Origin of the sequence: Rasiella sp. SM2506, from assembly GCF_050859505.1 — a bacterium.
Lineage (GTDB): Bacteria > Bacteroidota > Bacteroidia > Flavobacteriales > Flavobacteriaceae > Marinirhabdus.
Window position 1 is genome coordinate 417788 of sequence record NZ_CP193934.1, and the last position, 25808, is coordinate 443595.

At 37.8% G+C, this 25808-nt stretch carries 25 protein-coding genes; 12 read left to right on the forward strand and 13 right to left on the reverse strand.

Annotation, left to right across the window (positions count from 1 at the left end):
• Nucleotides 1-48: 48 nt before the first annotated feature.
• Nucleotides 49-987, forward strand: a complete 939-nt coding sequence (locus ACQ2HF_RS02000) for a lipid A-modifier LpxR family protein (RefSeq protein ID WP_432411843.1) — start codon at nt 49-51, stop codon at nt 985-987.
• On the opposite strand, the gene ACQ2HF_RS02005 is transcribed toward ACQ2HF_RS02000, so the two are convergent.
• Nucleotides 984-2231, reverse strand: coding sequence for a M28 family peptidase (locus ACQ2HF_RS02005; protein ID WP_432411844.1), 1248 nt, complete (start codon nt 2229-2231; stop codon nt 984-986). The genes ACQ2HF_RS02000 and ACQ2HF_RS02005 overlap by 4 nt on opposite strands.
• 89 nt (nt 2232-2320) lie before the next feature.
• Between ACQ2HF_RS02005 and ACQ2HF_RS02010 the strand changes: the two genes are divergently transcribed.
• Together ACQ2HF_RS02010 and ACQ2HF_RS02015 are read left to right on the forward strand one after the other, a co-directional pair.
• The gene (locus tag ACQ2HF_RS02010) at nt 2321-3454 is read left to right on the forward strand and encodes a TolB family protein (protein WP_432411845.1); all 1134 of its coding nucleotides are present in this window, start codon (nt 2321-2323) and stop codon (nt 3452-3454) included.
• A gap of 146 nt (nt 3455-3600) precedes the next feature.
• Complete coding sequence (locus ACQ2HF_RS02015) at nt 3601-4998, forward strand: mannosyltransferase (RefSeq protein ID WP_432411846.1); 1398 nt, start codon at nt 3601-3603, stop codon at nt 4996-4998.
• A 142-nt stretch (nt 4999-5140) separates the two neighbouring features.
• Here the strand turns inward: ACQ2HF_RS02015 and ACQ2HF_RS02020 are convergent, their stop codons facing one another.
• The 4 genes from ACQ2HF_RS02020 to ACQ2HF_RS02035 are packed head-to-tail and all read right to left on the reverse strand — an operon-like array spanning nt 5141 to nt 10031.
• A complete protein-coding gene (locus ACQ2HF_RS02020; protein WP_432411847.1) occupies nt 5141-6676 on the reverse strand; it encodes a bifunctional GNAT family N-acetyltransferase/carbon-nitrogen hydrolase family protein in 1536 nt (511 codons plus the stop codon).
• Nucleotide 6677: 1 nt separating this feature from the next.
• Entirely contained in the window at nt 6678-7652 is a 975-nt protein-coding gene (locus ACQ2HF_RS02025; protein ID WP_432411848.1) for a deoxyhypusine synthase family protein, read from the reverse strand.
• Entirely contained in the window at nt 7642-8574 is a 933-nt protein-coding gene (gene speB / locus ACQ2HF_RS02030; protein ID WP_432411849.1) for an agmatinase, read from the reverse strand. The genes ACQ2HF_RS02025 and speB overlap by 11 nt, the downstream gene beginning before the upstream one ends.
• An 8-nt stretch (nt 8575-8582) precedes the next feature.
• Nucleotides 8583-10031: an arginine decarboxylase gene (locus tag ACQ2HF_RS02035; protein ID WP_432411850.1), complete on the reverse strand. Its 1449-nt coding sequence runs from the start codon at nt 10029-10031 to the stop codon at nt 8583-8585.
• A gap of 427 nt (nt 10032-10458) precedes the next feature.
• On the opposite strand from ACQ2HF_RS02035, the gene ACQ2HF_RS02040 reads away from it, so the two are divergent.
• On the forward strand, nt 10459-12189 hold the full coding sequence (locus tag ACQ2HF_RS02040; protein ID WP_432411851.1) for an APC family permease: 1731 nt from the start codon (nt 10459-10461) through the stop codon (nt 12187-12189).
• 12 nt (nt 12190-12201) lie between these two features.
• Here ACQ2HF_RS02040 and ACQ2HF_RS02045 read toward each other — a convergent pair whose 3' ends face one another.
• Both ACQ2HF_RS02045 and ACQ2HF_RS02050 read right to left on the reverse strand, forming a co-directional pair.
• The gene (locus ACQ2HF_RS02045) at nt 12202-13155 is read right to left on the reverse strand and encodes a pseudouridine synthase (RefSeq protein WP_432411852.1); all 954 of its coding nucleotides are present in this window, start codon (nt 13153-13155) and stop codon (nt 12202-12204) included.
• A gap of 287 nt (nt 13156-13442) precedes the next feature.
• Nucleotides 13443-14405 (reverse strand): carbon-nitrogen hydrolase family protein, encoded by a 963-nt coding sequence (locus ACQ2HF_RS02050; RefSeq protein ID WP_432411853.1) that lies wholly within the window; start codon nt 14403-14405, stop codon nt 13443-13445.
• A gap of 204 nt (nt 14406-14609) precedes the next feature.
• Between ACQ2HF_RS02050 and ACQ2HF_RS02055 the strand changes: the two genes are divergently transcribed.
• The 5 genes from ACQ2HF_RS02055 to ACQ2HF_RS02075 all read left to right on the forward strand — a co-directional run bounded on the left by ACQ2HF_RS02055 (nt 14610) and on the right by ACQ2HF_RS02075 (nt 17950).
• Nucleotides 14610-15011, forward strand: coding sequence for a carboxypeptidase-like regulatory domain-containing protein (locus ACQ2HF_RS02055; RefSeq protein ID WP_432411854.1), 402 nt, complete (start codon nt 14610-14612; stop codon nt 15009-15011).
• A 12-nt stretch (nt 15012-15023) separates the two neighbouring features.
• Nucleotides 15024-15719: a transglutaminase domain-containing protein gene (locus ACQ2HF_RS02060; protein ID WP_432411855.1), complete on the forward strand. Its 696-nt coding sequence runs from the start codon at nt 15024-15026 to the stop codon at nt 15717-15719.
• A gap of 133 nt (nt 15720-15852) precedes the next feature.
• Nucleotides 15853-16350, forward strand: coding sequence for a hypothetical protein (locus tag ACQ2HF_RS02065; protein ID WP_432411856.1), 498 nt, complete (start codon nt 15853-15855; stop codon nt 16348-16350).
• Between the two features lie 260 nt (nt 16351-16610).
• Entirely contained in the window at nt 16611-17015 is a 405-nt protein-coding gene (locus tag ACQ2HF_RS02070) for a hypothetical protein (protein ID WP_432411857.1), read from the forward strand.
• A 122-nt stretch (nt 17016-17137) separates the two neighbouring features.
• Entirely contained in the window at nt 17138-17950 is an 813-nt protein-coding gene (locus ACQ2HF_RS02075; RefSeq protein ID WP_432411858.1) for an RluA family pseudouridine synthase, read from the forward strand.
• A 233-nt stretch (nt 17951-18183) separates the two neighbouring features.
• Here the strand turns inward: ACQ2HF_RS02075 and ACQ2HF_RS02080 are convergent, their stop codons facing one another.
• The 3 genes from ACQ2HF_RS02080 to ACQ2HF_RS02090 form a co-directional block, all read right to left on the reverse strand.
• Complete coding sequence (locus ACQ2HF_RS02080; protein WP_432411859.1) at nt 18184-19089, reverse strand: geranylgeranylglycerol-phosphate geranylgeranyltransferase; 906 nt, start codon at nt 19087-19089, stop codon at nt 18184-18186.
• A 12-nt stretch (nt 19090-19101) separates the two neighbouring features.
• Nucleotides 19102-20040, reverse strand: a complete 939-nt coding sequence (locus ACQ2HF_RS02085; protein ID WP_432411860.1) for a mevalonate kinase family protein — start codon at nt 20038-20040, stop codon at nt 19102-19104.
• An 82-nt stretch (nt 20041-20122) separates the two neighbouring features.
• Nucleotides 20123-21226: a diphosphomevalonate/mevalonate 3,5-bisphosphate decarboxylase family protein gene (locus ACQ2HF_RS02090; protein WP_432411861.1), complete on the reverse strand. Its 1104-nt coding sequence runs from the start codon at nt 21224-21226 to the stop codon at nt 20123-20125.
• Nucleotides 21227-21404: 178 nt separating this feature from the next.
• Here ACQ2HF_RS02090 and ACQ2HF_RS02095 point away from each other — a divergent pair, with 178 nt between their 5' ends.
• The 3 genes from ACQ2HF_RS02095 (at nt 21405) to ACQ2HF_RS02105 (ending at nt 24776) form a co-directional block, all read left to right on the forward strand.
• On the forward strand, nt 21405-21947 hold the full coding sequence (locus ACQ2HF_RS02095) for a hypothetical protein (RefSeq protein WP_432411862.1): 543 nt from the start codon (nt 21405-21407) through the stop codon (nt 21945-21947).
• A gap of 93 nt (nt 21948-22040) precedes the next feature.
• Nucleotides 22041-24407 carry a TonB-dependent receptor gene (locus ACQ2HF_RS02100; protein ID WP_432411863.1) on the forward strand — a complete coding sequence of 789 codons (2367 nt, stop codon included), beginning with the start codon at nt 22041-22043 and terminating at the stop codon, nt 24405-24407.
• Nucleotides 24408-24566: 159 nt separating this feature from the next.
• The gene (locus ACQ2HF_RS02105; RefSeq protein ID WP_432411864.1) at nt 24567-24776 is read left to right on the forward strand and encodes a hypothetical protein; all 210 of its coding nucleotides are present in this window, start codon (nt 24567-24569) and stop codon (nt 24774-24776) included.
• Here the strand turns inward: ACQ2HF_RS02105 and ACQ2HF_RS02110 are convergent.
• Genes ACQ2HF_RS02110 through ACQ2HF_RS02120 form a run of 3 tightly spaced genes read right to left on the reverse strand, consistent with a single transcriptional unit; the run spans nt 24734 to nt 25779 of the window.
• Nucleotides 24734-25273: a DUF1697 domain-containing protein gene (locus tag ACQ2HF_RS02110; RefSeq protein ID WP_432411865.1), complete on the reverse strand. Its 540-nt coding sequence runs from the start codon at nt 25271-25273 to the stop codon at nt 24734-24736. The two genes, ACQ2HF_RS02105 and ACQ2HF_RS02110, sit on opposite strands and share 43 nt — an antisense overlap.
• 1 nt (nt 25274) lies before the next feature.
• Nucleotides 25275-25544, reverse strand: coding sequence for a type II toxin-antitoxin system RelE/ParE family toxin (locus ACQ2HF_RS02115; RefSeq protein ID WP_432411866.1), 270 nt, complete (start codon nt 25542-25544; stop codon nt 25275-25277).
• Nucleotides 25534-25779 carry a hypothetical protein gene (locus ACQ2HF_RS02120; protein WP_432411867.1) on the reverse strand — a complete coding sequence of 82 codons (246 nt, stop codon included), beginning with the start codon at nt 25777-25779 and terminating at the stop codon, nt 25534-25536. Before ACQ2HF_RS02120 ends, ACQ2HF_RS02115 begins: the two co-directional genes overlap by 11 nt.
• Nucleotides 25780-25808 lie beyond the last annotated feature (29 nt).

Genomic DNA, 25808 nt, shown 5'->3' on the forward strand with positions numbered 1-25808 from the left:
AAAATTCTAGTACTTTAGAAGCTTCATTGCATTTAGCTAACCAACTCCATGCGTAGTACAATTTCCGCACAGCATTGTTTGTATGTTTTGCTTGTTTTTTTTTCGGTAAGTATTTCCGCTCAAAACAGAGGAGGTAGCCGTTATGTAATGGAACAAGTGGAGCTTATGCACGATAACGATTTTCTACATTTTACAGACCGTTGGTACACCACAGGAAATTTTATAAGCTACCGGAAATTATTGAATGAGAAAGATAAAGAACACGACAACAAACGGCAGTTTATCATTCAATTAGAACAATCTTTTTATACACCTTCCAATATTATCTCATCTAATATTGAAGATTACGACAGACCGTATGCTGGCTTCCTTGGCATCAACTCCGGGGTTAGTTTAAGTAATGAAAAACGAATATTAGACTTTAGGCTTACCATAGGCGTTACAGGAGAAATTTCAGGATCACAAGCACTTCAAACTTCGTTTCACAGTACGAATGACTCGCAAATCGCTACTTGGACCGGACAAATAGAGAGCAGCACGCATGCTAATCTTTATGGAAGCTATTTGAGAGAGTGGTTGCTTTGGGATTCCAGTTTCAATACATTTTTGGCTGTAAAACCTAAAATAGCGCTTGGCACTAAAGATTATTATCTGGAAAATAATGTGAAGCTATACATTGGCAAAAGAAATGAGCTTATACATACAATGGCTCATAGACAACTGGGCGATATTGTAAACGAATTATTTTTCGCCATAACAGGAGCCTATCGGTATGTAATTCACGACGCGATGTTACAAGGTTCAATTATCGCAGATAATAGTGAATTTACGCTAGAACCCATAGATTCCTTATTTTTTTATGGTGCTGAAACCTATTGGAGAAATCAATTACTTGACATTAAAGTTGCTTATATGTTTTCAACCAATCGCACTGAAAGCACAGGAACACACGGTTTTACAACCCTTTCTATCACCCGAAATTTTTAAAACGTCACTGCAACTTCTTGTTCGGCCTTGTCACGTTTAATCACAACTTGTGTGGTTTGTCCTTCTTCAAAAGTGGCTAAGGCTTTCATATAGCTCATCATATCTGTTACTTCAAATTCGCCTAATTTTATCACCACATCTCCTTTTTGTAAACCCGCTTTTTGCGCAGGTTTATCTTCGCTAATACCGTCAATACGCATCCCTTTTCCTGTAAAAAGATAATCTGGCACAACGCCCAGTCCCACTTTAAAACGAGGTACTTCTTCACTTTCATTTTTGGTTTTCCTGAAAGCTAATTTTTTAGTGTCTCTAAGATCGGTAATGATTGCAAAAATATACGCTGAAATTTTCTTCATTCCTTCATAGTTCAGCTTTTCGGCATCGTCCCCTGGTTTGTGATAATCTTCGTGCTGTCCTGTAAAGAAATGAAGCACAGGAATATCGACCAGGTAAAAACTAGTATAATCACTTGGACCAATGCCGCTGTTATGTTCAGCAATATTGAAGGTGTCATTATTATTTGCAAAAAGTGTCTGTTTAAAAATTGGAGAAGTTCCAACGCCATGAACTGCAATGGTATTTTCAGCATTTAAACGCCCTACCATATCCATATTTATCATATAACTAATAGATGTGATAGGGACTGTGCTGTTTTTTACAAAATAATTACTTCCTAACAGGCCCATTTCTTCTCCGGAAAAAGCAATAAACAGGTAATTGTTCCCCTTCGATTCGGCTCGGGGCGCGTTCTTCAGTTTTTCAGCAAGATTTAATAGCACGGCTACACCACTCGCATTATCATCTGCTCCATTATGGATTGCAGCTTTTTTTTCCCGGTATAAAGAGCCTTCTCCTCCCATTCCTAAATGATCATAATGTGCTCCAATTACGACCGTAGTTTCGGCATCATTATCTAAAAAAGCCACCACATTGGTTCCCGTCAAAGTGCTATCCCCTTTTAAGCCCGTATATTCGGCCTGTTCGTGAGGGTTGCTGCTAGGACGAAACGTGAATGTTTGGGTGTAATTTTTGTTATCGCCTTTGGGCTGTAGACCAATTTCTATAAACCTGTTTTCGATATATTTCGCAGCCTGCAGCTCGCCATCTGTTCCTGTTTGTCTGCCATTAAAAGAATCGTCTGCCAAAGCAAACACATCTTCTTTCATTGTGATTTCTTTCTTTTCAACTTCTTTTTGACAAGAAATTATACTTAAAGTGATACATAGTAAACATATTAAACGCATATCCTTATTTTTGCACAAAAATACAACCAATTCAAATCCCACAAAAAAAGAATTTCCAAAAGAATAAACTTGCAAAACTTATAAATTAAATGAAAAACACGCTACATATTATTGCTCTTTTAGTACTGGTTGTTTCTTGCGGCGAAAAAAAGGAACATGAAAAAAAGGATACTGAAAGTAATCTTACCGAAAATACATTAGAAAAAACAGTGATGGAATGGGACAGTGACAGTCTTATATATCCAGATGAAAAACATTTTAAGAACATTCGCCAGGTTACCTTTGGAGGCGATAATGCCGAAGCGTATTGGAGTTTTGACGATAGCAAATTGGTGTTTCAATCCAACTACAAAAAATGGGGCGTAGCGTGTGACCAAATGTTTTTGATGTATGCTTCGGAAACTTTTAAAGGTACAGTTCCTCCAATGATTTCAACAGGAAAAGGCAGAACTACCTGTGCTTATTTTCTTCCAGACAACAATCACATTGTATATGGTTCCACACATTTGGTAGATGAAAAATGCCCAGAAGTTCCTCTTAGGAAAAATGGCAACTATGTTTGGCCAGTGTATGATAGTTTCGACATATTTGTGTCCGACTTACAAGGAAATATTACAAGCCAACTTACCAAAGAACCAGGCTATGATGCCGAAGCAACGGTTTCTCCTAAAGGTGATAAAATAGTATTTACCTCTATGCGAAGTGGCGATTTAGAACTCTACACTATGAATTTGGACGGCAGTAATGTAAACCAAATCACCGACGAATTGGGATACGACGGTGGCGCTTTCTTTTCGCCAGACGGAACAAAACTAATCTTTAGAGCCTCACGCCCAAAAACCGAAGCCGAAATAAAAGAATACAAAGATTTACTTGCACAAGGCCTCGTGCAACCTACCGAAATGGAGCTTTTTATTTGTGATGCAAATGGAAGTAATATGAAACAAATAACCCGTCTTGGAAATGCCAATTGGAGTCCGTTTTTTACACCAGACGGGAAAAAAATTCTCTTCAGTAGTAATTTTGAAGCTGAACGCGGATTTCCATTCAACCTCTATTTAATTGACATTGACGGGAAAAATTTAGAACGGGTAACTCACGGCGAGACATTTGATGCGTTTCCAGTATTTTCAAACAACGGAAAGTATTTAGCATTCTCCTCCAACCGAAATAATGGTGGCGGGAGAGATACGAATTTATTTATTGCTGAATGGCAGGATTGATTTTTGATTGACGATTTTTGATCGTTAACCTTTTTAAATATTGAATGAGGAAGATATGTCCTTGTCCGGTCGAGCGCAGTTGAGACCTACCACGACATTCATTAAACTAAATTAATTCATGACTGCTACTAAAAATTCATTATGTCTTGAAAGCATTAAAGCAATACAATAATTTTCTATTTCCAGTGATCGGGAGTATTGTATTGTATTTACTTTTCGCCTATAACCTTGACCGAAGTGAATTTATAAAACTCCTCCTCCTCTACGCTGGATTATTTTTTTGTGCCTGGCGCATTATTGAATATTCCAAATTTAATTTCTGGGTGCTGGCTGCGATGGGTGTTGGTTTTAGACTACTTTTTTCACCAGCTATTCCTAATCTTTCACAGGATTTTTATCGGTTTTTGTGGGATGGGCGATTGCTGGTTCAGGGCGTGAATCCGTATAGTAGTACCCCACAGTTATTTTTCACAGACCTCTCGACTGCGCTCCAGGTAACCTCGGGAAAGGAAGTAGCTCAAGCTGCTCAATTATATGCTGGAATGGGCGACTTAAATGCTGGTCATTACAGTAACTACCCACCAATAAACCAATTATGCTTTGCGATTGCTGGTTTTTTTGCTGGAAAAAGTATTGTAGGATCTGTACTAGTGCTGCGGATACTTATTATTCTGGCCGACATAGGGATTCTCTACTTCGGGAAGAAATTATTGGAACGATTAAATCTTCCTGTAAAGAATATTTTTTGGTATTTTCTTAATCCTTTTATTCTAATTGAACTTACTGGAAATCTACATTTTGAGGGTGTTATGCTTTTCTTTTTAATTTGGTCGCTATACCTACTTCATAAAAATAATTGGTTTTGGGCAGCTGTTTCATTGGGGATTTCAGTCTCGGTGAAGCTGTTACCATTATTATTGTTGCCGCTGTTTTATAAATGGTTCTTTAAAAAGGAGGTTTCGATTGCGCTCAACCTGATATCGTCTTTTAAATTTTACGTGGTTGTTTTAGGAACTGTACTTCTTACGTTTGCACCGTTTTTGTCTTCGGAATTTATCTCTAATTTTTCAGCTACTATTTCACTTTGGTTTCAGAATTTTGAGTTTAATGCCAGCGTCTATTACATTATCCGCTGGATTGGATTTCAAACCGTGGGATGGAATTTAATTGGTACGGTTGGCAAAGTTTTACCCGTTTTTGTTATCTTAATTCTTTTGGCACTTACTTTTTTCAGAAAGAATACTACTACGCAACAGTTAATTACAGCAATGCTACTGGCAGTTACGGCTTATTTCCTATTGTCGACTACGGTACATCCCTGGTATATAGCAACTCCTTTGGTGCTTTCAGTATTTACGAAGTATAAATTTCCTATTGTTTGGAGTGCTGTGGTGATGCTAAGTTATTCGGCCTATGGAGCTGATGGATTTAAAGAAAACTTGTGGTTGGTTGCTGTAGAATATATCATTGTGATGGCCTTTGCTATTACTGAAATTGTTGCACAAAGCGGTGAACAGAAAGGAAATTTCAGGGTTGTGGAGTGATTTATTATTAAGCCCGTACCGAAAGAATCGATCCCCCGCGAAGGATCGAATCTTTCGACTCTTCCAAGGGAGAGTACTTAGCTCTATTCTATAAAAAACCCTTCTCTGCGGGAGAAGGGTTTGTGATGAGGGAAGATCCAATTTACTTCTGCTTCTTCACCCGAATAACATCATACACATCTTTCCGTCTGTCTTTTAAGTTTTTAACGGCACCAAATGAATGTAGCTCACGTAATAAACTTATATCTACGTCTGCCACTAAAATCATTTCAGTGTTTGTGGTAGCTTCTGCTTTAATTCCATTGCTTGGAAAGGCAAAATCACAAGGTGTAAATACGGCAGATTGCGCATATTGAATGTCCATATTCTCTACGTTAGGCAAATTACCCACACTTCCTGAAATTGCTACATAACATTCGTTTTCTACGGCTCTAGCCTGCGCACATAAACGCACTCTTGAATAGCCGTTTTGCGTATCTGTTAAGAAGGGCACAAAGAGAATATCCATTCCTTCATCGGCCAACAGGCGGGATAATTCTGGAAATTCAGAATCGTAACAAATTAAAATTCCTATTTTTCCACAATCGGTTTCAAAAGTTTTTAATTCGCTTCCCCGTTGCATTCCCCATACTTTTGCTTCATCTGGAGTTACATGAATTTTTTCGTAACGCTCTACGCTCCCATCTCTTCTGCATAAATAACCAACGTTAAAAAGTGTATCTCCAATTAATTCTGGCATACTTCCCGAAATGATATTGATATTATAGGATATAGAAAATTCGGACATTCGGTTTTTTATTTCCTCAGTGAATTTTGCCAATTCTCTAATCGCATCAGATTCTTTTAAATGATTAAACTCTGCCATTAGTGGTGCATTGAAAAACTCAGGAAACACAGCAAAATCACATCGGTAGCCCGATACCGTATCTATAAAATACTCTACTTGTTGCATGAGTTGCTCCAAGCCGGAATACGGACGCATTTGCCATTGTATTAATCCCAGTCTTACAATTGTTTTTACCGCAGATGGTGACTTTGTGGGTTTTGTATAATAAATATTATCCCATTCCATCAACACTGCATACTCTGCAGAAGCCATATCGCCCTCCAAGTATCCTTTTATAACTCGAATAGGATGGAAATCGTTTGATATCTGAAAATTCAACACTGGGTCGCTAATTTCCTTTCGTTTTACCGCATTAATATATTCTTTGGGTGAATATTGATTCTTGTGTATGTGGTAATTTGGCATCCTACCTCCAAAGACAATTCCTTTCAAATTTAGATTTTCGCACAATTCTTTTCGGTAATCGTACAGACGTCTTCCCAACCTTAATCCGCGGAAATTCGGTTTAATAAAAACATCTATCCCATACATTACATCTCCGTCACTGTTATGATTTTTGAAGGTGCTTTTGGTAATAATATCAGCATACGTATGGTTATCGTCAAATTGTACATAATCTACAATAATAGAAAGCGCACAACCGGCAATCTCTCCATCAATTTTAATCAAAATCTGTCCTTCGGGAAAAATATCGATTAATTTTTGAATGGCGGTTTTTGTCCAGTACGAATTTGTCATACCCGTGTAAGACTCCTGCGTAGCTTCTTTTAACTCTTGGTAGTCCTCAATAGTTAAATATGAAAGCTCTATATTTTCAATTTTTATTTTCATCTTACATACCTAATAAATAGGCGAATATTAAGGGTGCTACAATGGTAGCATCACTTTCAATAATAAATTTTGGTGTGTTAATATCTAGTTTACCCCAGGTAATTTTTTCATTAGGAACAGCCCCTGAATAACTTCCATAACTTGTGGTTGAATCGCTAATCTGGCAAAAATAACTCCAAAACGGTGTATCTGTACGTTCCATATCTTGATAGAGCATGGGCACTACGCAAATAGGGAAATCTCCTGCAATTCCACCTCCTATTTGAAAGAAACCAATTCCTTTTTTTGAATTATCGGTATACCAGTCTGCCAGAAACGTCATATATTCTATTCCACTTTTCATTGTAGTGGCTTTCAATTCACCTTTTAAAACATAACTAGCAAAAATATTCCCCATAGTACTGTCTTCCCAGCCTGGGCAAACAATTGGGAGGTTTTTTTCGGCTGCAGCGTACATCCACGAATCTTTTAAATCTATCTCGTAATACTCTTCCAGAACTCCACTCAATAATAATTTGTACATATATTCGTGTGGAAGATAGCGCTCGCCATTGGCTTCAGCATCCATCCATATTTTCACAATATGTTCCTGAATTCTTCGGAAGGCCTCTTCTTCAGGAATACACGTATCGGTCACACGGTTTAAACCTTTTTCTAGCAAATCCCACTCGTCTTGAGCTGTTAAATCACGGTAGTTAGGCACCCGTTTGTAATGACTGTGTGCAACCAGATTCATAATATCTTCTTCCAGGTTGGCGCCCGTACACGAAATGATATGCACTTTATCCTGACGAATCATTTCAGCAAAAATCTTCCCCAATTCTGCAGTACTCATTGCACCTGCCAAAGAAACCAGCATTTTAGCACCACTGTTTAACTGGTCTTCATACCCTTTTGCGGCATCCACCAAAGCAGCTGCGTTAAAGTGTAAATAGTACTTTTCAATGAATTTTGTAATCGCTCCTTTATTTGTCATTATCTGTGTCTTTAAATTTTGAAATCGTGCTTTTATCTGAAAAATTACTTTCAAATTCAACGGCAGTATCCTGGCCTGAAAATTTGTAGGTTAGCATCTTATAATACAATTTAGCTGCTAAAAAATCTGAAGACTTATCTTCTGCTCTTGGCATTAATTCAACGATATCAAAACCAACTACATTTTTTGCTTCAAATACTTGCTTTAGGAAATCCAACGTTTCGTACCAAAACAATCCACCTGGCTCTGGAGTTCCCGTAGAAGGCATAATGGAAGGATCTAATGCGTCCAAATCGAAAGTGATAAATACATTGTCTCCTAGGGCATCAATCACGTTATCCATCCAGTATTCATCTTGCGCCATATCATGCGCAAACCACGTTTTATCCTCGTCTAGCACCGTTGTTTCGGCTACATCCATACTACGAATTCCAACCTGAATTAAATTGGTAGTTTGGCTCGCTTCATATACCGCACAAGCGTGGTTACATTTGGAACCCTCATATTCTTTACGTAAATCGGCGTGGGCATCTATATGCAACACCGTTAGGTCGTCAAAACACTCGTTAAAAGCACGGATGGTTCCTATAGAAATACTATGTTCCCCGCCAAAAACGGTCACGAATTTATTACGCAGGATTAATTCCTTTGTTTGCTTGTGCACCTCAGCCACTACAGCCTCTGGAGAGCTGTTTTCAGTAATAGGTTCGGTTAAGTGAATACCTTGTTTATAGACTTCAGTCTGAGTTTCAATATCGTACAGTTCCATATTTTCTGAAGCGTGTAAAAAAGCCTCTGGCCCTTTATCTGCTCCTTTTTGAAATGTACTTGTGCCGTCATAGGGCACAGGAATTAAAACTATTTTTGAAGTTTCCAAGGCGGCATATTCTTGTGGAATGCCTGCGTATGTTTTGGTGTTCATTTTACTGATTATTTATTTGATAATTCTGGTTGCTGTGTTTGTTTTTTTTCTTCAACAGGAACATTTTCGTAGCCTAAGATACCCAGAAGTTGTTCACTGGTTTGTTGTGCTGAAAAGAGTTTGTGTGTAATGTTTCCATGCTCATCTTTATCTATTAAAACGTGTTTAGGACTTGGGATTAAGCAGTGTTGCAAGCCACCAAAGCCCCCAATAGATTCTTGATACGCTCCTGTATTAAAAAATCCGATATACAAAGGCTTTTCTTTTTTATACTTCGGCAAATAAATAGCGTTTGTATGTTGCTCACTGTTATAATAATCGTCACTATCGCAGGTGAGACCTCCTAACAACACTCGCTCGTACTCATCATTCCAACGGTTAATGGCCATCATGATAAATCGTTTGCTAATAGCCCACGTATCTGGAAGTGTTGTAATAAAAGATGAATTAATCATGTTCCATTTTTCACGATCGTTCTGTTGCTTCTGGTACAGAATCTCATAAATGGCTCCACCACTTTCACCTACCGTAAAACTCCCAAACTCTGTAAAAATATTAGGTACTGGCACCTCAGCTTCGGCACAGGTAATGTTTATTTGGTTAATGATTTCATCAATCATATACTCATAATCATATTCAAATGCCATAGAATTTTTAATGGGGAATCCGCCACCAATGTTTAAGCTATCTAGACTAGGACAAATCTTCTTTAGTCTTGTATACACTTTTAAACATTTTACCAATTCGTTCCAGTAATAGGCGTTATCACGAATACCTGTATTGATAAAAAAGTGAAGCATTTTAAGCTCTACCTTGTCATTATTTTTAATTTGTTCTTCGTAAAAGGGAATGATATTTTTGTAGCCTATTCCTAATCTTGAAGTGTAGAATTCAAATTTTGGCTCCTCTTCACTCGCAATACGAATTCCTACTTTAAAGTCGCCGTTAATTTCTTCTGAAAGCAACGAAATTTCTTCATAATTATCGATCACTGGGATACAATTCTCTTGGCCATTATTAATAAGCCGCGCTATGTTCTGAATATATTGATCACGTTTAAAACCATTACACACCACATAGGTTTGATTGGTAATTTTTCCTTCGGCTTTAAGCTTTTCAACAATATTAATATCGAATGCCGAAGAGGTTTCTATATGAATATCATTCTTTAACGCTTCATTCAAAACGTGTTTGAAATGAGAACTTTTTGTACAATAGCAATAATTGTAGGTTCCTTTATAGTTGTTTTTTTCAATAGCTTCAGCAAACCATTTCTTAGCGCGCTGGATGTTATCTGAAATTTTTGGCAAGTAAGTAAACTTCAACGGTGCTCCGTATTCTTCCACTAAAGACATTAAATCGATATCATGAAAGGTGAGGGTATCTTCCTTTAAATTAAATTCTGCTTGCGGGAAATGATAGGTCTGATCTATAAGATCTATATACTTAGTATTCATTTTGTTTTTTTTGAAGGTATAAAAATAGAGAATAGCAATAGCGTTTCCACAGTAAAGATGCAGAATAACAATAATTTAACGCTAAAAACTATACACGGATGGGGTTGAGCCAATAGGCCAAACGGGATGCGATGCCCTTGGTTTTAATAACCGGACCTTCTATCTTAGGGGTAACGGAAGCTAGCTTTAAATTTCGGTGTTCCGCCTTGCGGAATTCTTTTGAGTATGACTTCCTAATCCCCAAAAGCCCAAACATATAAACTGGATTCAAATTGTTCAGCTAAAAACAGAGCAAATGTAATTTATTTTTTGAAGTGAATATTTTATTTCTGATAAATTTTAGCTTCAAATTTTAATTTTTTGTTTAACAAAATATTGCTGCTTTAAAACCTTTTCTCACTTAAATTTACAGTGTAAACACTACAAAGTGGCCAAAAAACTTAACCAATTAGAAGCAACTGCAATTTGCGGTAACGATATAAGCTCTTCTTGTCTATATGTTTCGGCGTTGGCTATTGGATATGCAGGGCAATATGCCTGGATTTCATTATTGATTGTCGCTGGCGTGCTGTTTTTATTTAGAAAAATATATGGTGAAGTTGTTGGCGCATTGCCTTTAAACGGCGGAGCCTACAACGCTTTATTAAATACCACCAAGAAATCTACGGCAGCCACAGCAGCAGCCTTAACCGTTTTGTCTTATATGGCAACTGCGGTAATTTCGGCAAGTGAAGCAATACACTATATAGCTGTTTTCTTTGAAGTTATCCCGGTTATTCCAGCTACAGTAATCCTATTATTGGTTTTTATGTGCCTAACCATAATGGGCATTGGCGAATCTTCTAAAGTGGCAATTGGCATCTTTATCTTTCATTTGGTTTCGCTCACCATACTTTGTGGCTTCTGTATCTTTTATTTTTTCAACAATGGTTTTGATGTGCTTATTTCAAATTTTGAAACACCCGTAGAAGGCAGTATTACTATGGCGTTGTTTTTTGGTTTTAGCGCCGCGATGTTAGGCATAAGCGGTTTTGAAAGTTCGGCCAATTATGTGGAAGAACAGAAAAAGGGAGTGTTTCCAAAAACCCTTCGGAATATGTGGATTGTGGTGAGTGTTTTTAATCCGCTTATTGCTTTTCTGGCCTTGGCGATTATTCCTATTCCCACAGTTACCGCAAATCAGGAAGCGCTCTTGTCTTTTATGGGGGAAACATCGGCTGGGAATTGGTTATCCATCTTGATAGGAGTGGATGCTGCTTTAGTACTAAGCGGCGCTGTACTTACTAGTTTTATTGGCGTTGGCGGACTTATGGAACGCATGACATTGGATAGGATTTTACCAAAACCATTAGTAAAGAAAAGTTCGCGGAATACTTCGTATTTAATTTATGTACTGTTTTTTATACTTTGTGTTTCCATATTAATGATTACCTGGGGAGATCTTAAAAAACTGGCTGGCGTATATACCATTGCATTTTTATCGGTTATGGTATTATTTGGTGTAGGAAACATTTTGCTAAAACTAAAAAGATCAAGACTACCGCGCCCCGAACGTTCTTCTTGGATAGCATTAGTAGTAGCTATAGCCGCCGTACTAGCTGCTATAGCAGGGAACATCCTATTAAATCCTACTTATTTTTCAATTTTCCTGAAGTATCTGGCACCTACGTTAATGGTCGTATTCTTTATGTTGTATCGCACGCACATTATTAAAATTTTAATGCAGCTTACAAAAAAACTATTTCCAGAAAATAACAAGCTAACCTATTGGATTTACAGAAACTCTCTCCTCAGATTAGAAAAACTAAACAACCAGCAATTTGTATTTTTCACCTACCATCATGATGTAGAAATGCTTAACAAGGTAATGCAGTATATAATGGAAAATGAACCTACCAAAAAGCTTAAAATTGTAAGCATCTTACATAGAGAAGAACACCTCAATAAAGAATTAGTGGCAGATATAGAAGTTTTGGACAGAGCCTACCCCAAAATTGCAGTCGAATTAATTGAAGAACTAGGAGATTTTACCCCAAGTAAAATAAGAGAGCTTTCTAAAAAATGGAACATCCCAACCAACTTTATGTTCATTGGAGCTCCAGGAAAAGATTTCCCTTACAGTATTGAGGAATTAGGAGAAGTACGTCTAATAATTTAATTCTGCGTTCAGCTATAACATGGAGAATAACTCTACTTCACGCTTTGTTAAAACCTTCCAACGGCCTCTTGGTAAGTCTTTTTTGGTAAGGTGCGCAATAGTTACACAATCTACTTTTACCACGTTGTAGTTAAGATGTTCGAAAATAGTACGGATGACACTATTTCCCATGTTTTTAATTTTTAAACCTACTTCTTTTTTAGGAGCATTGTTAACATAGCTTATTTCTTCTACAAATACTTTTTCACCACCAATTAGGATACCTTCTTTAATTTTATCCATGTCCGCAGCTTTTAGATTCTTGTCCAATTCTATATGAAACAAGCGCTCCATCCCTTTGCTATGAAGTTTCTTCACCAATGTATCATCATTAGTAAATAAAATTAATCCTGTTGCGTTTCTACCTAATCTTCCAACTGGCTTTACATTTGCTGTGGTAGCGTTACTTATTAAATCCATTACCGTTAAACCCTTACTATCACTGGTAGTAGAGGCTACAGATTTTGGTTTATTTAAAAGAATATATGTGTCTAGTTCGGGTTTAATACGGCGACTATCAAAACGTACATCATCTTCATATTTCACTTTGTAACCCATCTCATTTACTACTTTACCATTTACGGTAACCAAGCCTGTTGCAATATAAGTATCTGCCTCACGACGGGAACATACGCCACTATTGGAAATATATTTATTTAAACGAATACCCTCTCGAACATCCCCTTTTTTCTTAGGTGTTTTGGCGCCTTTTTCTGTAGATTTTTTTGCAAGCGTCTCTTCCTTTTTCTTAGATATAGTTGTTTTCTTGTCTGTAGCTGGTCGCACAGGAGCACTCCCTCTACCTGAAGGTTTAGCACGGTTCTCCCCTTTCATAGGCGCATTGCCACGTGCACTGCTCTTTCCTTTGCTGGTATTGTTTCCTCTTCCTGAAGTCTTACCTTTCTTGCTGTTGTCTTGTCTGCTCATATTTCGACTCCGCTCAATATGCAGCGGCTTCCTTTTTAATACACTAAAAGTTAGTGTGTTGTTATTTTTTGCAAAGATACGGTATTATGTGCGAGCTACGAATGACGAAGTACGAAGATTTAATCCCTCCCCAGAGAAGTCCCTCCCCAGCATCTTATGCGCCTATCGGCTTTAAGATGCTGACCCTCCCGAAGAAGTCCCTCCACAACTTTTGTGAAAAACAAAAGTTGACCCTCCCGAAGGGAGGGTACTAGCTTAATTTGTTGAGAATTTTGGGGTTTGAGATTTTAATCTTTGTGATTTATTTCAACCGTAGACTGTCTTTCTGTATTTACTACCAACTTCGTTACGTCTGGTCGTGAGTAATGGCCTGCGGGATCGAAGTTTTGGCGTTCTTCGTAAATTCTGTTGAAATCCAGGGTGTGATATATGTTACCTGCTTTATTTACAACGGGTTCTACCAACCATTCGCCATTGGGACCTGCGATGCCACTGCCGCCATTGGCTAAGATTTTAGGTGCTTTTTCTAGAATTTTATCGAGGTGCGGAGTTTCCTTAGGAAAATCCTCCACTGTCATTAACGCCGAAACCGACAGCACATAACTCCTGCTCTCCCGGGCGATAAAACGGGTAATGTCTTTGGTGTTATTCAAACTGCCTGGCCACACAGCTATGTGTACATTTTCACCTTGCCCGTACAAAGCTGCTCTGGGCAAGGGCATCCAATTCTCCCAGCAATTAAGTCCGCCAAGGGTAAACTCTTTTAATGGATGTACTTGCAAGCCATTCCCGTCGCCTGGCGCCCAGGTTAAACGCTCGTCGTAGGTAGGTTGTAGTTTACGGTGTACACTTTTAATTTCGCCTTTTTCATTAATATAGACCAAAGAAGCATATACACTGTGCCCACCCCGATCCAACGGACGTTCAATACAACCCAAATACACTGCTATCTCATGCATTTTTGCCAAAGCGCAAACGCTATCCAAATCTCCCTTCTCTAAAGTCACGGCATTACGCACATAATGCGCGTGTAGTTCTTTATTCACTTTTGTATCCCACTCCGCGCCGCCCGTAAGTGCCAACCAAAAAGGGTAACCAGGCAACAATCCTTCGCCAAAAACAATAAGCTCTGCCTTATTTTCTGCGGCTTCCTGGATTTGGATTTCTATTTTTTCCAACGTGGCTTGTTTGTCCAGCCATACGGGAGAGATTTGCGCGAGTGCGACTTTAAGAAGGTGCGATGTGTTCATAGGATAAAGTTAGTGTTATTTGGGGAACTGGTTATTAGTAAATTTTGTGTAAAAACTGGAGGCTTGCTTTAAATGAGAAGACCTACACGCATACGTTCCTCAATAAGATCGCCGCTTCACTCATTCATCTGTTTGGTTAACTCACTATTCATTTTTATAAATTTCAGGCATTCCTATGTTTGGGTAAACAAAAACAATACTATTATGAAAACACTTTCAAACTCAATGCAACAACACATGTCTAAAAATGTATGGGTATTAGCTTTTATTATGGCACTGTGCCTTTTTGCCAGTCCCATGAATGCTCAAAACGCAGAACGAACCGTCACGGGAGTGGTGACTAGTCTGGATGGTCCTTTATTAGGCGCGACTATTGTCCTAAAAGGAACCACAATTGGTGTAGCTACAAATGAATCGGGAGCCTTTATATTTCCGAAGCAACTGAAAGAAAACGATGTCTTAATCGTAAGCTACTTAGGATACAAAAATCGAGAAATTACAATCAATCAAGTTACATCGTTTATCGAACCGTTTTTGGAAGATAATCCTGTGTTACTTTATGGAGCCTTACGAACCGAAAAGACGCCAGGCACTCCTAATAAATAAAAAGTCTCCACGATGAGAACTATCTTTATTTTATTCTTCTTCATCTTTACACAGTTCTTACACGCTCAACAAAGTGATTTTAATAAAATCGATTTTCAGAAAGCAGATAAGATTGCAGAACGGTATAAAGGTGAAGAATTGTTTAATTTACCCATACTTGCGTTGCGATTAACCGCACAGTTAGATACTGAAGCAGAACGCTTTAGAGCCCTATATTATTGGGTAACACACAACATAAGGGGTGATTATACTTTAATGAAAATTAATGAGCAAACCCGCAGAAAACTAAACAATAATCCGTCTGCATTACACCAATGGAATAAACGGTACAAAAAGACAATCTTTACAACTTTACGGGAAGAAAAAAAGACTCTTTGTACTGGATATGCCTATCTACTTAAAGAGCTCGCAAACTTAGCAGGATTGGAGTGCGAGATTATTCACGGCTATGGCAAAAGTGATTTACTGAAATTTGAAATTACAGCTATTCCCAACCATTCTTGGAATGTCATAAAAATAGATGGTACGTGGTATTTGTGTGATGCTACCTGGTCCAGTGGTTTTATTAATATGGAAACCTATAGATTTGAATTTAAGTATAACGATTCCTTCTTCTTGATGGAACCACTTGAGTTTGCAAAAACCCATAAACCAGTTGACAAGCAATGGACATTGCTCCAAGGGAATCATGAGTTAACTCCCCAATAAAATTGAGTATCTAAAATATTTTGATGAACCCCTATCTTGAATGTTTGTAGTTGTTTAAGTTTTTTGATTAAAGTATCTTTACGGGATCGCCATGATAATCAACTATATAACGAGTTGTCAATAATTATAATTTATGAAATTAATTAAACATTTCTTACTAATTACAATTCTTATAATCACCTCCTCTTGTTTTACAAACAGATTAATTGAAAACCAAGATGAGGAATATCAAATAATCGAAAAAACACATACTATCAAACTAATTAATGTTGCGCAAAATGGCATGATGAATGATGGTGGTTTGGGTTCGTACAGATATGTTAAAGAAGATTCATCAAATAAACCCGGAAAATTTTACAAAGCAACAATTATCATAAAAAATCTTACTGATACTACCACAGATGTCAATCTTAAGAAAATTTTGCTGTGTAGTGAGGATAGAAAATGTTTAGAACCTTATGATTATCACATGAAATCAATTATTGATGGATACGTCAATGCCAATCTTAAATTAAAAGGTGGCAAAGAAAAAGGTAGGGAACTTTATTATGCGGGTCCTAAATCCTTCAATCCAAAATTTTTAATAAACACTGAATCGGGAAAATTTATTGATTTTGATTACGAACAATAACTATTGCCAACAACGATATAATCCAACGGGTCAGATTCGTCTTTCATTAAATTCCCTAACTTTATAAAAAATTAGTACAGTGGATACCTACGTAGTGGCGAATCCAGTATTTTCCTCTTGTGAAAAACTCGTCGGAGACAGATGGCTGATTTGCACGCTGCGCTTCCAACGCTCAGCCGATGCAGCTACTCAAAACCCGCCGTATTTAATGCAGACCCGTTAAATTAATTAGTCATAACGAATCGTTATCAAATCACAATATGAAAAAATCAATATTGATAGTAACACTACTTTTCTCCGCAATAGTAATGGGACAAAGTGAGATTAGAATTGTTAGTACCATGGAAGTAAATCAAATGATTTCAATAAAAGGTGATGTTATTAAAAAAACTGAATCAAAATATAATATAATATATGATGAAAAAGAGATTAAAATCTCTAACACAAAAACAAATGAAGAAATGAAATTTGTAGTCTGGATGGATGAAAAAGAATTCGAAGGTTTCTATATGCAAGGTGGAGTAAGTGGTTATATGCAATTTTTTCAACCTAAATATTATTTGAATAATAAATCCCAAGGGCAAATTGAAAATATAATTATCGATTCTACACTAAATAAAATTCTCATATATCAGAAAGGCGATATCATGATATTTTCAAAATAGCAGCAAACTAATGCTAACTGGTATAAATAACTAATAACCCCCACATAATATTCTACTCAATCAAAACCCAAATCCATACCGCCCCACCGCAATCAAAGCCCATCCGGCTACAAGAATACGGCGTGGGGATTTTTGAAAGCTGTCTTACCAAATCTGCCCTAAAAAAAGCACTTAAAAAAGAGCTTATTACCGTGAATGGAACAATCGCAACTACGGCAACCTATATCCAGGGCGGAGAGGTTATTGCGTTTACAATTTCAGAAAAAATAACAGCTACCAAACAACTTCGCTTCCCATTACAAGTTTTATTTGAAGACAACTATCTCGCTATCCTCCATAAACCTGCAGGGATTATGGTAAGTGGGAATACTTTTAAGACCATCACCAGTGCATTGCCACAAAACCTAACCAAAAGTACGCTTCCAGATGCCTGTACCCCACAACCAGCGCACAGATTGGATTATCCCACTACAGGGGTTTTATTGGCAGGAAAAACGAGCAGCAGTATACGAGCGCTCAACCAACTGTTTAAAGATAAAAGGGTTTCTAAAACATACTACGCCGTCACCATTGGCGAGATGGAAACGCAGGGTGAAATCACTTCGCTACTAGATGGGAAAGCTTCCCATACTAGTTTTCAAGTCTGTGAGTCCGTTTCATCCGAACGTTTTAGCACTCTCAATCTCGTAAAACTAAACCCAAAAACAGGCCGAAGGCATCAGTTACGGAAGCATTTGGCGAGTATGGGACATCCTATTTTGGGAGATAAAGAATATGGAATAGAAGGCTTAATTTTAAACGGAAAGGGATTGTATTTGCACGCGTATTCATTACAATTTATACATCCTGTTACGGAAGAAAAAATCCTGGTGAAAAGTGAGTTGCCGGAGCGGTTTGGGAAATTGTTTTCTATCTTTCAAATAAATAACAGCTAGGGATTTTTACTCCTTCCGAATTTGGTTATGATATTTTTGCTATCCATTTCAGAACTTCAAGCCAAATTCACCTTCCCCTATATGTAGCAAAAATATCTTTCTATTTCATTTATAATCCTTTGGCTACTAGGGGAAAGAGCTAAGAAAGTTAGTTTTATTTTCAGGTTGGGCTACAATGCGTAAACTCCGATTGCAAAAATATTTCTTCTCTTTGAATTTCAATTTCGAGTTCTTCAAAAAATCCGATTCAATAAAAGATCTACATTAATAAGTACAATGCTGAAAACACCTACCACGATAATCAGTTTTAAGATGTTGTGAAGGATGATATAATGAATTTTTTTGGCCGAATTCCATAGTATCAAAAGAAACACAGCCAAAGCGAGAATACTGCCGAAGAAAAAGAAATACATATAGCCAATTTCAAATCTGGTAAGCAATAGAATAATGGGAACCAAAGTTGCAAGGCTCAATAAGGTTAACATACGTTTGGAAACCTTTTCGCCATAGACCACTGGGATAGTTCTATAGTTTTGTGCCAAGTCGCCTTTTAAATTTTCAAGATCTTTGGTGAGTTCCCGCATAGAAATAAGCAGAAATAAAAAGGTTGCGTGTACAAATATCACCACGTCAAAATTGCTATAGTATATAAACACAGCAAAAAATGGAATAACCGCCAAAGTTGCGGCTACCAGATTGCCAATAAATGGATATTTCTTCAGTTTATGGGAATAGAACCAAATGCCAAAAATATAAATCGAAAAGAACACCACCGCCCTAAAACTCACATAACTAGCAAAAATTACGGAAAGAAAATTTAGTACAAAATATCCAGAAAGTTTGGTTTGCTGGCTCACCAATTTATCCAGCATGGTTTTATGCGGCCGGTTAATGAGGTCTTTTTCAGAATCGTAGAAGCTATTAATAATATACCCACTAGCAATCGCCGAGGCAGATGCTAAAACGAGCATTAATAAGTTAGGATCCAGCAACACCTCCCGTAAGGGTAAATTGGGTGCTAGAATGTAGATAGATGTAAGGTATTGTGCCAGGGCAATCACCAGGATATTATAGCCTCGTACAATAGAAAACAGGCTGAAAAACTTCAACAAAAAGTATTTCTGTTTTCGGCTTAGCATGAAAATTGGTGTTTAGAAGTTGTAAACCACTTCCAGATTGTAGTTTTTAAGCTCAGTACGCGCCTGGTCTATATCTTCGGTAAAGCCCAACATATAACCGCCGCCGCCAGAACCACACAATTTTAGGTAATACGCGTTAGTATCAATTCCCTTTTTCCAAAGTGTATGGAATTCCTGCGGAATCATAGGTTTAAAATTATCCAGTACTACTTTTGAAAGTTGCTTTACATTCCCAAAAAGTGATTTTACATCGCCTTTTAGGAAATCGTGTACACAAGCATCGGTGTGTTTTACAAATTGATTCTTCAACATATTCCGAAACCCTTCCTGCTTCATATTCTCCATAAAAATATTCACCATGGGAGCAGTCTCTCCTATTTGACCACTGTCTAACAAGAAAACAGCGCCTTTACCATCTGCAGTTTGAGAAGGGATATTGGCACTTTCAATACTGTCCTGGCTATTAATTAAAATAGGAAGACTTAAATAACTGTTCAGCGGGTCCAGGCCAGATGATTTTCCGTGGAAAAAAGATTCCATCGCACCAAATATTTTCTTTAGCTGCAATAATTTCTCACGCGTTAAATTTTCAAGAATTGTAATTTTGTCGTTTGCGTACTGGTCGTAAATAGCAGCCACTAAAGCACCGCTACTCCCAACACCATACCCCATAGGGATGCTAGAATCAAAATACAATCCTGCAGTAACATCGATCTTTAGTTTTTCCAAATCGAACGTTACCAATGAAGGTTGTTCCGCTTGTAAAGTTTCTAAATAGTCGGCAAAACGTTTTAGGGCATCATTACTTTTGCGGGTAGCAATAGTTTTGTGCTCATCTATCTTCAACGCACCGTTATAAAAGTTATACGGAATAGAAAGACCTTTAGAGTCTTTAATAATGCCATACTCACCAAAAAGTAGGATTTTTGAATAGAAAAGGGGTCCGCGCATTGTTTAGATTAAGTAGTACTAAAGTACAATTTTTTAGCTAGTTGTGGCAAAGATACAAAAAATGTATGTTTCGCACTGTTTCTTAGGATATAAGCCTTGCTCCCAAACCACATTGATCGTGAATATATTCACCATTTTTGCAAAAAACAGCTAGCTGTTCCACAATAAACTTCTGTACGCGTTCTTTTTCTGAAACCGGATACAGCACATGCACGTTCGCCCCAGCATCCAAGGTAAAGCACACCTCACTTCCAGTTTCTCTTCTGAAATCCCAGATGTTATTGATAATTTCCAGCGTATTGGGCTTCATTAAAATAAAATACGGCTTGCTGGCCATCATCATGGCATGTAATTGCAGGGCTTCGCTTTCCACGATTTCTATAAATGCTGAAAGATCTCCTTCTTTGAAAATTGTTTTCAGTTTGGCGAGGTTGTTATTGGCTTCCTTAAAACGTTCGGCGGAATAGGGATGATCGTGCATTAAATCGTGCCCCACGGTGCTACTCACCTGCTTCTCCCCTTTATCCACGAGCAAAATAGTATCCTGATAGTTGCTGAAATTTTCATGAACAGCATCTGGATATTTCACACCGAAAAGATTGCTACTACCTTCAATTTCAGGATGAACTCCCCAAACTACTAAAGGCCCCTCAATACTTCGGGATGCGCTTCCAGAACCCAGACGGGCAAGGAAGGACGCTTTATTTAATTGACTTTCACGCGTCTCATCGAGCGCAGTCGAGAGGTTTACACCCAGTAACTGATTTTCTAATTGAACCAAACAAACCGCCAACGCACTCATTCCACTAGCGGAGGAGGCTATTCCACTGCTATGCGGAAAGGTGTTTTTGGTTTCAATTTTAAATTTGTATTCCTTTAAAAAGGGAACATATTTTTCAACCCGTTCAAAGAATTTCTGGATTTTTGGCTCAAAACTTTCTTCTCTTTTTCCATCGAGATAGACTTCAAAGTTGAAATTTTCAGACCTTGAAATCTTTTCAAAATGCAGCGTCGTTTCCGTCCTGCATTCGGACAATGTAAAACTAACCGACGCATTCTGTGGCAATTGCTCGCCGTACTTTCCCCAATATTTCACCAAGGCAATATTGCTGGGAGCTTGCACGGAAACACTGCCGTTTTCTATAGAATGACTGTATGGTTTTGGAATAAAATTGTCTGCGCTCATGAAAGAAAAAATTTCGTGGTAAAGATAGTAAAATCGATGTGGGTAGTAAAAAAGCTACTTTACATACTTCAGAGTAATGTTATGGTAATTTATAGTTCCCAATCGTGGAGTGGATGTATTGATTTTGAGGAACCGCAAAAAAATTCAGTTTTAAAGTTTGTTTAACTAAGGTGTTTTTATGACATTTGGAACGTTGAAGCATATTATAGCCATATTTCTACTTGTTATTTTCACTTTCAATCTTGGAGGAAGTTACCTTCTTTTTAAACTTCAGCAATACCAAGTGCGAAGAGAAATTGTTCACAGCATCAAAAAAGGTGTTCCGGATAGTGAGCTTACCACCATTGCCGTATCGCCACAAAACCAACATGAACTTGATTGGAAAAACGACGAAGAATTTCGCTATAACCACATGATGTATGATGTGGTTCATGCTGAAAAAATCAACGAAAATACTACGGTATATTATTGCCTTTCAGATGCACAGGAACAGCAACTTATTGCAGAATACACCAAAGACCAGCAGAAAAACAACCAACATAAAAAACGTAGAAGCAACACAGCAAAGGTTTTTAAATTCCTCCCAAGGATAAATCTACTCCCACAAAAAGAAGAATCGTTTGTATTTCAGAAAAATCAAAAAAACGTATTCTTTTATACGGAAACTCGCTACCAAAGATGGCTCGAAGTTTCCAGCCCTCCACCCAAACAGGTTTTATAGTTAATCCATAAGGCGACTCGCTTTATGTTTTGCGGCGGCATACTCCAAGTATGTGCGCCCACACCTATTTGTTACACTATAAAACTTTAAAAAATGATAAAATTATATCTATCCCTTTTGGGGATACTCCTTTGCGCATCTGTATTTGGCCAGGATGGGCAGCTCACCGGGAAAATTTACGATGCCACCAACAACACCCCTCTTTCTGGTGCAAAAATAGAGAGTAATAGCACTACCGTAGCTTCTTCAAATACTGAAGGAATGTTCACCGTACCCTGCAATGGCGGCATGATACTAACTATAAGCTACATAGGCTATGAAACCTATATTGCGAAAACCAAAAATTGCAACGAAACACTCAACATTGCTTTAGCTCCTTCCCTTAACAATCTGGACGAGGTACAAGTAACTGGAGTCGTTAATAACAAAAAACAGATTAAAAAACCAGTTTCTGAAGTTGAATTAGGCTCCCAGGAAATTGAACGGGGCGTAGGGCTGTTTCTTGATGATGCTATTAATGCAAACGTTCCTGGAGCAACCTTAACACGCCGTGGCGTTTCCTCTGGACAGCAATTTAACATCCGTGGCTATGGAAATGGTGTTGGCTTTAGAGGCGCCTCCAACAATTTTGACGGACAAGGGTATAAAGTGTATTACAATAACATTCCTATTACCGATGCGGAAGGAGTAACCCTGTTAGACGACATAGATTTCGGCTCTATTGGAGATGTAGATGTAATAAAAGGACCTGCTGGTTCTCTCTACGGATTTGCAATCTCTGGGGTGATAAACTTAAAAACCATTCAGCCGGAAATAGGGAAAACTTCTATTAGTGAAAAGGTAACTGTTGGGAGTTACGGCTTAGCCAGATTTACTACCCAATTCCAGACAGCTACTGAAAATACATCCTTATTGCTTAACTACGGGCATCAAATATCGGATGGGTTTTTTGTACACAATGCTTCTACAAAAGATTTTATAAATGCCGTATTCAATTTTAAAGCGAGTGAGCGACAGTCTATAAGCACCTATTTCGGTTTTAGTAATAGTTATGACCAACGCGCAGGTGAGCTGACCATTGAGCAATATGCAAATCAGGATTACAGCGGAAATGCCCGTTACATTAAAAACGATGCGCACAGCGAAGTAGTAAGTTTTAGAGCGGGTTTGAGTCACAAATACGATTTCACCAATTGGTTTTCTAACACCACTACCGTTTTTGGATCTGGGTTAAACAGTAATGCAAGCTCGGCTGGAGGATATACAGAAAAAGCGCCTTCAAATTACGGTACCCGCACCACGTTCGACCTTTCTTTTGACCTCAGCTCAGACATAAGCCTTAGCGGAATTACAGGTTTTGAATTTCAAGAACAACGCGCAAATCTTTTAGGATATGGTTTGGTAGAAAACCCAGCCGACCCTGATGGTTATACTATTATTGGCGCAACCCGAAGCAATCAATTTGCACGTTCCAAAACATACTCGTTGTTTACAGAGTGGGTGTTGCAGTTGCCGTATGATTTTTCGGTGACGGCCGGTGTGGGAACAAGCTCTATGTTCTTGGATCTGGAAAACCGCATATTCGATCCCGCGAAGGTTAAAGTTAGATATGTCGCGGCAGATTATGAAAACCTAGTGTCGCCTCACGTTGCCATCAACAAAATTTTTAATGACCAAGTATCGGTTTATGCCTCGTATAGCAAAGCGTACAATGCGCCAGTGAGCGGGAATGTGATCATTTCAACCACCGGAGCGCTCAACACAGGACTTGTTCCTGAAGAAGGCAATCAATTTGAAATAGGTAGCAAAGGGAATTTACTAAACAACCGTCTTAGCTATCAACTAGCACTTTTTCAGGCTACTTTTAAAGATAAATTTACTTCGGTTGCCGTGCCTTTGGATCAAAATACCACCGCGTACAGCTTTATCGCAAATGGTGGGCAACTCAATAACAAAGGGGTAGAAGCCTTGCTGAAATATGAAGCGTATTCAGCTACCAGCGGGTTCTTCAGCAGTGTAAATCCGTTTGTAAATGCTACTTATTCCGATTTTAAGTATGAAGATTATTCGTATGAATCTGTTAACAACGCTGGTGAAGTTTTTTTAGCAGATTATAGTGGCAACGATGTTGCTGGTGTGGCGCCGTGGGTTTTTAATGCTGGGATAGATTTTAACACAAATCCGGGTCTTTACGGAAGCGTTCTTTATAGCTATCGTGACCCTGTTCCATTTACGTCAGACGGACTTAATGTTGCTGAATCTTTCAGTTTGCTGAATGCAAAAGTGGGCTTCCGAAGAACATTCGGTCAGTTTACTATAGATCTATATGCTGGTGCCGAAAATATTACGGGCGTTCAGTATTACAATATGTTGTTTATAAATCAATTAGACGACGCCTACATCCCTGCTCCCTTGGACACAGTTTTCTACGGTGGCGTGAATTTGAAGTATACTTTATAATATGAAAATAGGGTGTCTAAAAAATAAAAAATGTTCCGATGTCTCCTTGAGCGCAGTCGAAAGGTTAGTTGAGTATCACCATATTAAAATAAGTTCCCGACTATTCTAAAACTAAAAAATAAATTTTTTAGACACCCCTATTTCAAAACACTTTTAAAAATGAAAAAAATACTCCTAAGTATCCCAATACTACTTCTTTTTTTCTCCTGCGGAAGGTTTAGCAACGAAGATAAAAAAGAAGAAAACGAAGAACGAATTGTATGCATTTCAAAACAATACAGCGAAATTATATACGCCCTCAATGCCGAAGAAAATATTAAAACAGACTATCCTAAAGCCATTTCTAAAACGCGTTTAATGGTATTGTAATTTCGGGAAGTAGCGGTGACTTTTAGTTTGCTCTCAAAAAAATTGTTGCTCATTTTTGCTTTGCCTGCGCCCATCGCTGGATATAAATAAACACAACTGTCTGTACTATGATATTCTTCATTTGGGTAAGAATAGGATTTCAAGACGTTACTATTTTCCGTTTTCGGTTTTTCCTCCAATAAAGTGAAATAGCTTTTTTCTATCACTTCTTCGGAAAAGGGACAATTTTTAAAGATGCGTTCCAGTTCCGAAGCTTTTAAGACCAATACAGGAACTTCCCAACCAAATTTTTCATGAATTGCTTCAGAAATTTGTCTACCTAATTTTTTATTCCCCCTTCGGGGGTTAGGGGGACTAAACACCCAATTCCCCGTATGCAAATACAATTGAGGTTCTTTAAAACCCAACTGCTCCGCCATTTTTAACTGGTCTGCCTTTGGAAATTTTTTATGTCCGCCAACATTGATGCCGCGGAGAAGGGCTATGAATTTTTCCATATCAATAAGATTGATTTTGATGTAAAATCCTAAGTACTGTTATTGTGCTCCTTACAATTCTATAATGAATAGAATAATTGAAACGTTTTAAAAAAACGACCCTGATATCTTCATATTTAATTTGAAATTGGTGAGGGTTTCCTTTGATGCGAGTTATTTGCAAATGAAAATCCTTATGAAATTTTACATTAGAACCTATAGCACCAAGATAGCAGTCAATTGTATTAAATTCTATGTCCGCTTCCCGAGAAAATTCGATTTCAAAACCCATATTTCTTTCTTATTTCTTCATATGGAATAGTTTCAAGTGTGCCGTTTTTATGCCTTTCAAGCATATCATCCATCATTATTTTATATTCCTCGGACGGCTCAGCCATTTCTTTTGCGCAATTTTCTATAATATGTTCAAGATAACTTTTAAGAGAACGTTTTTCTAGTTTTGCTTGTTTTTCAAGAATTTCTATTGCCTTAATATCTAATTCTATTAATTTTTTCTTAGTAGCCATAACATATAATTTATATAGTAAATATATAC